This window comes from Bacteroides ndongoniae, from assembly GCF_900108345.1.
Lineage (GTDB): Bacteria > Bacteroidota > Bacteroidia > Bacteroidales > Bacteroidaceae > Bacteroides > Bacteroides ndongoniae.
On sequence record NZ_FNVV01000014.1, the window covers coordinates 722,699 to 735,351 of the forward strand.

Annotated in this window: 12 protein-coding genes; 8 read left to right on the forward strand and 4 right to left on the reverse strand. The window is 53.0% G+C overall.

Annotation, left to right across the window (positions count from 1 at the left end):
• Nucleotides 1–13 precede the first annotated feature (13 nt).
• The 7 genes from BQ5591_RS14000 (at nt 14) to BQ5591_RS14030 (ending at nt 5,941) form a co-directional block, all read left to right on the forward strand.
• Entirely contained in the window at nt 14–1,162 is a 1,149-nt protein-coding gene (locus tag BQ5591_RS14000) for an 8-amino-7-oxononanoate synthase (RefSeq protein WP_071149820.1), read from the forward strand.
• 194 nt (nt 1,163–1,356) lie between these two features.
• Nucleotides 1,357–2,022 (forward strand): DUF452 family protein, encoded by a 666-nt coding sequence (locus BQ5591_RS14005; protein WP_071149821.1) that lies wholly within the window; start codon nt 1,357–1,359, stop codon nt 2,020–2,022.
• Nucleotides 2,007–2,765: a malonyl-ACP O-methyltransferase BioC gene (bioC, locus tag BQ5591_RS14010; protein ID WP_071149822.1), complete on the forward strand. Its 759-nt coding sequence runs from the start codon at nt 2,007–2,009 to the stop codon at nt 2,763–2,765. The genes BQ5591_RS14005 and bioC overlap by 16 nt, the downstream gene beginning before the upstream one ends.
• A gap of 198 nt (nt 2,766–2,963) precedes the next feature.
• A complete protein-coding gene (gene bioD, locus BQ5591_RS14015) occupies nt 2,964–3,617 on the forward strand; it encodes a dethiobiotin synthase (RefSeq protein ID WP_022163990.1) in 654 nt (217 codons plus the stop codon).
• An 82-nt stretch (nt 3,618–3,699) separates the two neighbouring features.
• A complete protein-coding gene (locus BQ5591_RS14020; RefSeq protein ID WP_071149823.1) occupies nt 3,700–4,872 on the forward strand; it encodes a glycosyltransferase in 1,173 nt (390 codons plus the stop codon).
• 40 nt (nt 4,873–4,912) lie between these two features.
• Nucleotides 4,913–5,413: an HD domain-containing protein gene (locus BQ5591_RS14025; protein WP_071149824.1), complete on the forward strand. Its 501-nt coding sequence runs from the start codon at nt 4,913–4,915 to the stop codon at nt 5,411–5,413.
• Between the two features lie 39 nt (nt 5,414–5,452).
• The gene (locus BQ5591_RS14030; protein ID WP_071149825.1) at nt 5,453–5,941 is read left to right on the forward strand and encodes a pyridoxamine 5'-phosphate oxidase family protein; all 489 of its coding nucleotides are present in this window, start codon (nt 5,453–5,455) and stop codon (nt 5,939–5,941) included.
• A gap of 6 nt (nt 5,942–5,947) precedes the next feature.
• Here BQ5591_RS14030 and BQ5591_RS14035 read toward each other — a convergent pair whose 3' ends face one another.
• On the reverse strand, nt 5,948–7,192 hold the full coding sequence (locus BQ5591_RS14035) for an ABC transporter permease (protein WP_071149826.1): 1,245 nt from the start codon (nt 7,190–7,192) through the stop codon (nt 5,948–5,950).
• Entirely contained in the window at nt 7,192–8,391 is a 1,200-nt protein-coding gene (locus BQ5591_RS14040; RefSeq protein ID WP_022163986.1) for a pyridoxal phosphate-dependent aminotransferase, read from the reverse strand. The genes BQ5591_RS14035 and BQ5591_RS14040 overlap by 1 nt, the downstream gene beginning before the upstream one ends.
• Nucleotides 8,392–8,602: 211 nt before the next feature.
• On the opposite strand from BQ5591_RS14040, the gene BQ5591_RS14045 reads away from it, so the two are divergent.
• Nucleotides 8,603–9,838, forward strand: a complete 1,236-nt coding sequence (locus BQ5591_RS14045) for a fucose isomerase (protein WP_071149827.1) — start codon at nt 8,603–8,605, stop codon at nt 9,836–9,838.
• Nucleotides 9,839–9,955: 117 nt separating this feature from the next.
• Here the strand turns inward: BQ5591_RS14045 and BQ5591_RS14050 are convergent, their stop codons facing one another.
• On the reverse strand, nt 9,956–11,209 hold the full coding sequence (locus BQ5591_RS14050) for an ABC transporter permease (protein WP_071149828.1): 1,254 nt from the start codon (nt 11,207–11,209) through the stop codon (nt 9,956–9,958).
• A 4-nt stretch (nt 11,210–11,213) separates the two neighbouring features.
• A complete protein-coding gene (locus BQ5591_RS14055) occupies nt 11,214–12,551 on the reverse strand; it encodes an ABC transporter permease (protein ID WP_235817096.1) in 1,338 nt (445 codons plus the stop codon).
• Nucleotides 12,552–12,653 lie beyond the last annotated feature (102 nt).

Here is a 12,653-nt window from a genome sequence, read left to right on the forward strand (position 1 = left end):
ACAAAAGAAACATATGAACTTTACCCAAGAACTGAAACAAGAGCTCGATGCCTTGCAAGCCAAAGGAAACCTGCGGCGACTGCCTGCCCTGGAACATGACGGACGCTACATCTGCACCAATGGGCAGCGGATGCTGAACCTGTCGTCGAACGACTACCTGGGACTGGCGGCCGACATCGAGTTGCGGAAAGAGTTTCTGGAGACACTGACGCCGGAAACGTTTCTGCCGACATCGTCATCATCGCGCCTGCTGACGGGAAATTTCCACATATACGACGAACTGGAGGACGAACTGGCCCGACTGTTCGGCACCGAGGCTGCACTGGTTTTCAACTGCGGCTACCATGCCAATACGGGCATCCTGCCTGCCGTGGCCGACGGTCAGACCCTGATTCTGGCCGACAAGCTGGTACATGCCAGCCTGATAGACGGCATCCGCCTGGCGGCACCTGCCCGCTGCATCCGCTACCGCCACAACGACCTGAACCAATTGGAACGCCTCATAAGCCAGCATGGCGATGAATACCGGCGCATCATCATCGTCACCGAAAGCGTATTCAGCATGGACGGCGACCGTACCGACCTGCGCGAACTGGTACGACTGAAACGGAGTCGCGACAACGTATTGCTGTACGTGGACGAAGCGCACGGCTTCGGTGTCTTCGGCCCTACCGGCCTGGGATGTGCCGAAGAAGAAGGCTGCATCGGCGACATCGACTTCCTGGTAGGCACCTTTGGCAAGGCAGTCGCATCGGCCGGGGCATACGTACTGTGCAGTCGTACGGTACGCGAATACCTGGTGAACCGCATGCGTCCTTTCATCTTCACAACTGCCCTGCCTCCGGTCTGCATAGCCTGGACACTGTTTATCGTCCGGCGGCTGGCAGGCATGAACGAACGGCGGAAACATGTACAACACCTGGGCGAACGGTTGCGCAGCCGGTTGGCAGAACAGGGATACACCACGCCCAGCGTCAGCCAGATTGTTCCCATGATTGTAGGGCCCAGTGCCGACACCGTGATACGAGCCGAGAACCTGCAACGCCACGGCTTCTACGCACTGCCTGTCCGCCCGCCTACGGTGCCCGAAGGAACTTCGCGCATCCGCTTCTCGCTGACGGCTGCACTGACGGAAGAGGAAATCGACCGGATTCCTCTCTGAAGCTACGGAGATTATTCCAGTTTAAAGGCGATAAATTATCAGTTTAAAGGCAATAAACTGTCAGTTTAAAGCCGGTAAACTGTGAGTTTAAAGGCGATAAATTGTCAGTTTATGGCGGATAGCCCCTAATAAACCGGACAGTGACTGTCACTGCAACCTGATTCAAATCATCAACTTATAAGTTCAACCAAGAAATGAAACAAGTATATATCATCCACGAAAACCATCCGAAGCTGCTGCTGTTCTTTGCCGGATGGGCGGCAGACGAGACACCGTTCAGCCACTACCGTCCGCAGGGCATGGACTTCATGCTGTGCTACGACTACCGGACACTGGACTTCGACGCATCGTTGCTCCAAGGCTACGCCGAGATACACGTCGTAGGCTGGTCGATGGGCGTATGGGCAGCATCGCACGTTGTCCCTACCCTCGGCCTAAACATTGGCTGCAGTACGGCCATCAACGGAACTCCTTTCCCCATCGACGAACGGCGAGGCATTCCGCCTGTCATCTTCCGGGGAACACTGGAAGGCCTGACGGGGGCTTCGCTCCACAAGTTTCTGCGACGCATGTGTGCCGACAGTGCTGCTTTCCGCGACTTCCTGAGCTGTACTCCCCGCCGGCCTTTGGAAGAGGTACGCGACGAACTGGACTGCATCGCCCGGCAATATGCCGGACAGCCACAGCCCACGCTGAAGTGGACCGAAGCCATCGTAGGAAGCAACGACCGTATCATCCCGCCTGCCAACCAGCTGAATGCCTGGCACGAACTGGGCACTGCGGCAATGCAAACCGAGGATGCACATTATCAGGAATCACTCTTTAAACATTACTTGCAAGACCGATGGACAAACAACTGATCGCCGAACGATTTGCCCGTGCCCGTGCCACTTACAGCCGCGAAGCACGCGTACAGCAACAGGTAGCCGAGAAGATGATTCGCCTGCTGCAACGCACCGTGCCCGATGCCGGCTTCGACCGCATTGCCGAGTTCGGCTGCGGTACGGGACTTTACTCGCAACTGCTATTCGACACCTGGCATCCGTCGTTGCTGCATCTGAACGACCTTTGCCCGGAGATGCGCTTTTGCCTGACGGAACTGACCGGCAACAGCGGTGTCTGCTTCGAAGCAGGTGATGCCGAAACCTGTCCCCTGCCCGACCGCTTGGACCTGCTGACCTCGTGCTCCACCCTGCAATGGTTCGTCGCGCCAGCCGATTTCTTCGGCCGCAGTACCGCCCTGCTTCGTCCCGGCGGCGTATTGGCATTCAGCACGTTCGGGCTGCGCAACCTGCACGAGATACGCACACTGACCGGCAACGGACTGGAATACACGCCCCCCGAACAGCTGAAAAAGGAACTGGAAGCCGCAGGTTACGAAGTGCTGTACCTCGAAGAAGAGGAAGCTGTGCTGCACTTCCCCACGCCTATCGACGTGCTGCACCACCTGCGCATGACCGGCGTCACGGGAACCGAGAAGCACACCTGGAGCCGCGGACGCCTGCAAACGTTCTGCGACGAATACCGCAACCGCTTCAGTTCGGCCGAAGGAGTCAGCCTGACGTACCAGCCGATTTATGTGATTTGCCGATACAAGCAATAAAGAACAGGAGTTAAAGGAGTTAAAAGGAGTTATCGCCCACCAAGGTGGGCTAGGAGTTAAAGCCGATAGATTGAGTGTATGGCCGGTATCCTTTTCACAAAGGTATTGGCTTCACTACTTAACTTCTTAACTCCTTAACTACAACCTATTAATAAACTTGCGAAACTTGAGTAACTCAGTACTTAAAAACATTCAATTATGAATACGAACAACATCTATTTCGTCAGCGGCATCGATACGGATGCCGGAAAATCGTACTGCACCGCCTGGTATGCGGAGCAGCTTATCAAGGAAGGCAAACGGGTCATTACCCAGAAATTTATCCAGACAGGCAACGTAGGTCACAGCGAGGACATCGACCTGCACCGCCGTCTGATGGGTACCGGCTACCTGCCCGAAGACAAGGAAGGACTGACCATGCCCGAAATCTTCTCCTATCCGGCATCGCCCGACCTGGCCTCGCGCATCGACCGGCGTCCTATTGACTTTGCCAAGATAGAACAAGCCACGCTGGAACTGGCCCGCCGCTACGAGACCGTCCTGGTGGAAGGAGCTGGTGGCCTGATGGTTCCGCTGAAAGACGAGTATCTGACCATCGACTACATTGCCGAGAAAGGTTATCCGCTGGTATTTGTCACCTCGGGCAAGCTGGGCAGCATCAACCACACCCTGCTGAGTCTGGAAGCCGTAGCCCGACGGGGCATCGAACTGCATACCGTACTCTACAACCTGTACCCGACCATCGAGGACACCACCATTCAGGAAGATACCCAGCAGTACCTGCAACGTTACCTGACCCGTCACTTCCCTGCTTGCCGTTTTCTGACGGTGCCCGTACTGACGGCGAAGTAAGAAAAAGAGAGGACAGGCAGTACAAGGTGTGGACGAAAATTTGTACTTTTGCACGTTACATTATTCAACTATCGCAAACTCAATGGAAACATTTGCCATCAATTCTACCGAACAATATCTGCTCATGGCAGCCGGCATTCTGTTAGCCGTTCAGATCATCTACTACCTTGTCCTCTACAGCCGTATCGGGCGGCGCAACCGCAAGGAGCAACGTAACGAACTTCACTTTACTCAGGGGCTTCCTCCTCTGTCGGTCATCATCTGTGCACACGACGAAGTGGAGAATCTGCGCCGCAACCTGCCCGCCATACTGGCACAGGACTATCCGGATTTTGAGGTGATCGTCATCAACGACGGCGAGAAGAACGAAAGCGAAGACTATCTGCTGCAACTCGAAGAGCAGTACCGTAACCTATACCACAGCTTTGTGCCCGACTCGTCGCGCTACATCAGCCGCAAGAAGCTGGCCGTCACCCTTGGCATCCGTGCCTCGCGTCACGACTGGCTGGTGCTGACCGAAGCCAACTGCCAGCCTCAAAGCAATCAATGGTTACGCCTGATGGCACGCAACTTTACACCGCATACCGGAGTCGTACTGGGCTACAGCGGATACGAACGCGGAAAAAGCTGGCTTCACCGCTGCACAGCTTTCGACAGCCTGTTCACCGCCATGCGCTATCTGGGATTTGCCCTGGGCGGACATCCGTATATGGGCATCGGGCGAAACCTGGCTTACAGGAAACAGCTCTTCTACGACCAAAAAGGATTTTCTGCCCATCTGAACCTGCGGCGCGGCGACGACGACCTCTTCGTCAATCAGGTAGCCAACGGTGACAATACACGGGTAGAAACGGCCCCAGAGGCTGCGGTACGGATGCAACCCGTCTACAGAAGTAAAGACTGGCGTGAAGAAAAAATAGGGTATGCTTCGACAGCCCGCCAATACAAAGGCCTGCAACGCTGGCTGGCAGGGTTCGAAACCCTAAGTCGTCTGTTGTTCTATGCGGCATGGATCGCTATGACTGTGTGGGGCATTCTTCATTTCCACTGGCTGGTTGCCGGAATCGGTGTGCTGCTTTTCCTGGTTCGCTTCATCGTCCAGGCACTGGTAATAAACTCCACGGCCAAGTCGCTGAACGAGCGATATCGCTATCGGCTGACACTCCCGCTGTTTGACATCCTCCAGCCACTCCAATCCCTGTGCTGGAAGCTGTTTTACCTTTTCCGCGACAAGCGGGAATTCCTACGAAAATAAAAAGAAACAATCTGCAAACAAATAGAACTCATACAACAATATGAATCGGAAACATGCCCAACTGACTGCCCTCATGACAGCATACAATGCCGGTGATCCCAAACGCATCCAGCATTTTATCAAAGTATTCCAACTGGCCTCCGTGATCGGTACATTGGAACAGGTGGACGAAGAAACCCTCTTCGTGCTGGAAACCGCTGCCATCGTTCACGATATAGGAATCCGTATTTGCGAACAGAAATACCACATGTGCGACGGAAAACATCAGGAACTGGAAGGACCTGCCGAAGCCAGAAAACTGCTGGCTACAACAGGCAACTATACGGAAGAACAGATCGAACGCGTCTGCTGGTTGGTAGGTCATCACCATACTTATAAGGATATCGAAGGAATAGACTACCAGATTCTGGTGGAAGCCGACTTTCTGGTAAACATCTATGAAGACGAACTGCCGGCTGAAAACATCAGAATAATAAAACAACGCATCTTCCGGACTCCGACTGGCATCAGACTGCTGGAGGACATGTACGAAAAGAAATAAATGCCCCCTGAACATAATCCTGCAAACTGAAAATACAATATGGAATATACAAACGAAGCTGTAAGAAGACAAGATCGCCTTTTGGACAACGAACGTGCATACGCCTTGCTGAAAGAAGGAGAATACGGAGTGCTGTCCATGACCGATGAAGCGGGGAAAGCCGCATACGGAATCCCCATCAATTATGTATGGGACGGCAAAGATGCCATCTACCTGCACTGTGCTCCGCAAGGCCGAAAGCTACGCTGCATCGCTGCTCATCCGGAGGTTTCATTCTGCGTAGTCGGAGCTACGCATGTTGTTTCCAACAAATTCACCACCGGCTATGAAAGTATTGTGCTGGATTGTCTGGCTCGTATCGGACTGGAGGCTAAAGAGCGGAAACATGCCTTACAGCTGTTGCTACAAAAATATTCGCCCAACGATACGACCGTTGGGCTGAAATATGCAGAGAAATCTTTTCATCGCACTGAAATCATCAAACTGGAAATCCGTCGGTTCAGCGGAAAATGCAAGCGGGTACAATAGAACTTCCTATTCGTAACGCATGGAATTGGCCGGATGGATGCGCGTAATAAGGTACGAGGGTCCCAGCAGCATCAGCACCGAAGCCAGCAACGTGCCCACATTCAGCAGCAGAAACAGCCAGATGTTGAAAGATACAGGGACGGTGTCCATATAATAGGTTTCGGGATCGAGCTTGAACAATCCGAAATGACGCTGTACGAAGTAGAAAGCCAGTCCGATAGCATTGCCCCACAGCATGCCTTTCCCGATAAGAAAGACGGCAAACCACAGGAACAGTCTGCGTATGGTATCATTGTTGGCTCCTAAAGACTTCAGCACACCGATCATCGAAGTGCGCTCGATAATGATAATCAGAAGGCCCGAAATCATGGTAAAGCCGGCCACACCGATCATCAGCACCAGAATCACCCAGATGTTGACGTCCAGAATGCCGAGCCAGGCAAAGATGGAAGGATTGAGCTGTTCGATGTTACGCACACAGTATTCCTGTCCGAAACGGTCGATTACCCCATTCAGGTCGTCCCCAATCTCGTAGGTCATCTCTTCCAGACGATTGTAATCGCGCAAAGATAGTTCAATGCCGCTCGCCTGGTCAGACTCCCATTTGTTCAAACGGTTCACAAGGCACAAGTCGGTCAGCATAAACAGATTGTCATACTCGGCCAGATTAGTCTGGTAAATACCCACAATTTTCAACCGACGGGCACGGATATCGTCTTGTATGTAATACGTATCAATCTTGTCGCCCAGCTTCAACTTCAGTTTGTCGGCCAGCGATTTCGAGATAACCACCCTGTTGGACGAAGCCGAATCGCTGAACTGCGGAAACTCCCCTTCCAACAGATGATTCCGGAAAAAGGACAGGTCATACTCCGGTCCGATGCCTTTCAGCAGCATACCTTGAAAAGCCTCGGCTGTCTTTACCATTCCCATCTTGGTGGAATAGCGCTGCACATGGCTCACCTCGGGATAGTCGGAAAGTATGGCCAGCAGACTATCGTCGGCCACTACCGGAAAAGTCTCGTAAGAACGGGCCTGTTCCAGATTGGTGACTTGTATGTGCGAACCGAAACCAATTATCTTTTCGCGTACCTCACTTTTGAAGCCCACTATCACCGACACGGTAATAATCATCACCGCCAGCCCGATGGCAATGCCTGTCATGGCAATCAGCACCGCCGGACGGGAGACTTGCCGGCCGGCATCGTCTCCCCGATAAATACGTCTGGCTAGAAACAAGGAAAGACTCATCAGTCTACTCTCCCCGGATAGGCCTCAAGCGCTTTCTGCAGTACAAAAAGGGCACGGGTCAGATCTTCTTTCTTCAATACATAGGCAATACGCACTTCATTGCGCCCGGCTCCCGGAGTGGTATAGAACCCCGAAGCCGGAGCCATGAACACTGTCTGCCCTTCGTATTCGAACTCGGACAAACACCAGGCACAGAACTTGTCGGAATCGTCGACCGGAAGTTTGGCCACCGTATAGAAAGCACCCATCGGAATGGGCGAATAAACACCGGGAATACGGTTCAGACCATCGATCAGGCATTTACGGCGTTCTACATATTCGTCGTACGTATCGCGCAAGTAATCCTCGCCGGCATCGAGCGAAGCCTCGGCAGCAATCTGCCCAATCAACGGAGGACTGAGACGTGCCTGACAGAACTTCATCACAGCATCGCGTATCTCCTTGTTCTTCGTAATCAGAGCACCGATACGGATACCGCACTCCGAATAACGCTTGGAAACAGAATCAATCAACACCACATTCTGCTCGATACCTTCCAGATGGCAAGCCGAGATGTAAGGCGAACCGGTATAGATAAACTCACGATACACCTCATCGGAGAAGAGGAACAGGTCATACTTCTTCACCAGATCGCGTATCTGGTTCATCTCGCGACGGGTATACAAATAGCCGGTCGGATTGTTCGGGTTGCAGATCAGGATGGCACGGGTACGCTCGTTGATCAGTTCTTCGAATTTCTCCACCTTCGGCAACGAGAATCCCTCTTCAATGGTCGTTGCAATGGTGCGTATCTTGGCACCCGCCGAAATGGCAAATGCCATGTAGTTGGCATACGCCGGCTCGGGAACGATGATTTCGTCTCCCGGGTTCAGGCAGGCCATGAACGAGAAAAGCACCGCCTCGGAACCGCCGGACGTAATGATAATGTCGTCGGCAGTCAGGTGTATATTGTACTTTTCGTAATAGCCCACCAGCTTTTCGCGGTAACTGCGGTATCCCTGGCTCGGGCTATACTCCAAGACAGTCCGGTCAATATTGCGTATCGCATCGATCGCCACCTGCGGCGTGGGCAGGTCGGGCTGTCCGATGTTCAGATGAAAGACGTGTATTCCTCTTTGTTTGGCTGCATCTGCCAGAGGAGCCAGCTTGCGGATAGGCGAAGCGGGCATCTCTGTTCCACGAATAGATATTTTAGGCATGATTCGAACTTTAAAATCTTCTTCTATTATTCAATAATTTGCATTCTTTTTGTTTAAAGCCACAAAAGTAGCGATTTATTTGGAATCAACGGAAACAGCAGACATAAAAACTTTAAAAACCTTATCTATATTAAAAACGTTATGCCAAATAAAAAGAAAGCCTTACCTTTGAGTTACTAAACCGTTAATAGCTAAAACCAAAAATAATATCATGGTCCTCAATCTGATTACATTTGCATCTCCACTGCACAAGCAAGCTTCCATCCGCAGTTCTCACGAAACGGTACTGACCGAGTTGGAAAAATATTTCACCCTCAAATTCATCGATTGTCAAGATATAGACAAAATATCTCCCGACGATTTCTGCCTGTTGTTTATCGCTACCGGCGGAGTAGAACGGATGGTTATCCAGCATTTTGAATCGTTGCCCCGCCCGGCCGTATTTTTAGCCGACGGAATGCAGAACTCGCTGGCTGCTGCTCTTGAGATATCATCCTGGCTCCGTACGCGAGGCATGAAAAGCGAAATTCTGCATGGCGAACTGACGGAAATCGTCAGACGCATATTTGTCATGTACAATAACTTCAAGGCGCAACATCAAATCTCCGGATCGCGCATCGGTGTTATCGGTACGCCTTCAAGCTGGCTCATCTCCAGCAATGTGGATTATCTGCTGGCCAAACGCCGCTGGGGCATCGAATACGTAGACATCCCGCTGGAACGGGTCGTTGAATATTTCAATGCACTTACCGACGACGAAGTGGGCGAAGCCGCTGCCCAGCTGGCCGGACAGGCACTGGCCTGCCGTGAAGCATCGGCCGACGACATGCTGAAAGCCATGAAGATATACCAGGCCGTCAAGCGCATCGTAGAAGAAGAAAAACTCTCGGCCCTGACATTGAGCTGCTTCAAGCTGATAGAGCTGACGGGGGCTACAGGCTGTCTGGCCCTCTCGCTGCTGAACGACGAAGGCATCATTGCCGGATGCGAAGGCGACCTGCAGTCGGTTTTCACCATGCTGGTGGTAAAGACTCTCACAGGTAAATCGGCATTCATGGCCAACCCTTCCATGATCAACGCACGTACCAACGAAATTGTATTGGCCCACTGCACCGTAGGACTGAAACAGACCGAGAAGTTCATCCTTCGCAGTCACTTCGAGACCGAACTGAGCATCGGCATTCAGGGCTTGCTGCCTACCGGCGACGTGACCATCGTCAAATGCGGAGGCGAATGCCTGGACGAATACTACCTGACTACCGGCACGCTGACCGAGAACACCAACTACATCAACATGTGCCGCACACAGGTACGTGTCCGCCTGAACTCACCGGCTGATTATTTCCTGAAGAACCCGTTGGGAAATCATCACATCCTGCTGCATGGCAACTACGAAACCATATTCAACGAATTCTTCCAGGTGAATGCCTGCAAACGGACGGAATGAGATATAACTCCTGAAAACAAGAAAGAAAAATTCCCCAGTTAGGAAAAAATTTTTTGCTAACTGGGGAATATTTTTTTCCTAACTAGGAAAAAATAACGCCCTCTTTATCTGCGTGGACTACTCGTCGTGCAACGCTTCGGCGGGCTGCACTTTCATCGCCTGACGGGCAGGATACCAGATACCGGCAAGAATGATCAGTGCCATCAGCAGCAACGCCGCACAGAAACATCCCACAAAACGGGCAGCCGAAACATCGACCAGCGTATGTACCGTGAGGTCGGCCAGCTGAATGTTGAAAGCGATGAGCAAGGCCGGAACGGCTGCCAGCAACAGAAGTGCAAGACCTTCCAGCAGAAAATACCCCATCACCGTGCGACGGCTGCTGCCCATAGCCATACGCAGGGCCACTTCGCAACGGCGCTTGCGGGTGCGATACCAGAAAGTGGCAAACACACACAGGAAGATATTGAACAGGAAAAAGGCCGCCACGGCATAGACTGTATTCAGGTAGTTCACCGTGCCCTGCTGTATGTCGTAGGCTTCTTTCATGTCGTCGTACGACCGGATGGTGTTCAGGTAGAAGATGCCCCGGTCGAACACCGGCTGCATATCCTTGCGAAAACGCTCGGCAAAACCGGCCACCTGATCGGGAGCAACGCGTATCGCCACGTGCTGCCACCAGAAAGCCTGCTGGGCAGGCAGATAGATAAACGGTTCGTAGCGCTCGTAATCGCCCAGCTTGTGCCGGGGCAGGACAGCAGCCACCCGATAATTGGTCACCGGATTGTCCCGCTTCAGCCAGTAGGGATTGAAACAGGTCTTGCCTACAGCGTCGGCCACGTTGGGCTGATGGAACAGGGAATCTGTCAGGTCTACACTCATCAGGGCGGGCATGGGATATTCGGCCGGCGACCAGTGCGCTTCGTCCAGTTGCCCGGCAATGGGTTTCAGACGGAACACCTTGAAATAAGAAGGCGTGACATAACGGATGAAACACGACACCACATGTGCCGAATCGGTATGAGAGGCATAACCCTCTAACATTGCATCGCCCGTATAGGGAATGCTGCCGTGATAGGCACAGACTTCCTCCACGCCGGGATAGTCCTTAATCAGGTTGTACAGGTAAGCGAAATCTTTCCCCGCCTGCTGGTTGTCGGCATCGTTGATGACTTCCAATGGTTTGTCCCCCACGGTCAGGTCGAACACACACGACGTGTCGTAACCTTTAGGCTGCCAGGCGGCTCCTTCGTAATTGTACACTAAATCGATGCCATACCACAGCAGTACGGTTACGATACACAACTCCACCCACAGCCATGCGTTGGCACGCCGTTGGTTCCACATCTGTCTGTATATTTGTCTCCACATAATCTTATTCTCCTCCCGTTAATGTGTATGAAATGTTGCGGTGTACCGCCATCCAGGCCGGCAGCAGCGTAGATAGTGCGTTGAACACCAGGCACGCCGCCAGCACTGCCACGAACAACGAAGGCCGCAGCAGCAGGTCGCTGCCCAACAGGATACCTTCCAACTCTACACCGCCCGTACCGAACAGCCACGTACCGCCCGCCACCACCAGCACGCACGACAAGGCATAGCCCAGCACACCGCCTATCAAGGTAGTACACAGGCTCTCGGCAAACAAGTGACCGATGATGTTGGCATTAGAGGCTCCATAAGCCTTGCGGATGGCTATCTCGCCCAGGCGACTCTGCATCTGAGCATGCACCAGCCCCGATATGCCCACGGCAGGTACCACTAACAGAATCAGCAGCAACAGCACATAGACCAGACTGGCACTGATACTGCTGTCGCGGAAGAAGGTGTAGTCCGTATGTGTATAGAGCCGCGGATCCTTCAGGACATACTCCAGCCCTTGCTTGTTGAGCTGCTCCATCCGCCGGTTCACTTCGGTACGTACTGCGTCAGGCGATGTGCCGGGCGACAGATGGAGGACGGCATAGCGGAAGCCCAGCAGACCGGCAGTAGCGAGGTTCGGATCGAGGTGCTCCTCATTCATCAGGGTGAAAGGTTCCCACACGTCGGCATAGGCGGTCTGAAAGATGGAGCTGACGTCACGCACCACGCCCACTACGCGCGCCTCCTGAAAGTCCAGCAACAGTTGCTTGCCCACTGCCCCGGCAGCTCCGCCAAACAACTGTCCTGCCAGCCGCTCGCTGATGACGACGAAACGGCGCACTACGTCGTCTTCACGGTTGCGGACAAGCCGCCACTCGTCATCGGCTTTCTCGAAGGCTGCACGTCCGGCATCGTATTCGGCCTTGGTAAAAGGACGTCCGGCTACAAAGTCGTAACGGAAAAAGTCGAACCAGTTGGCAGCCACGGCACGAAGCAATACGGAATGGCGGTCGGACGAAGCAGGCAAGGAACACACCGCCTTGCTCAGTCCGCTGTGCCAGGTCAGTTCGTCCACGCCCGGCAGGCTGTCGAAGAAGGCATGGAACGCCGTAGGCCCCAAGGCCCGATAGCCCCACATGTTCGTGCCATCGGGGCGCATGCACTGGGTACCGTAATTGTAAAGCACACGGCTGCGTCGGGTCTCCGGCGCGACATCGGCCGTACGAAAATCGTAGACCATCACCACCACCATCACAAAGGCAATGGTAACCGCCGTTCCCACCACACACACCGCCGTATAAAAACGGTGCTGCTTCAGCTGGTTGAGAAGAGAGCGTAAATTGTGTAACAAAGCATGTTTCATTATAAAATGGTTAATTATAAATGGTTAATGGTTAATTGAAAAACGGTTACCCGCCAAACTGTCTATCATTGCACATACAATCGTTTTCAT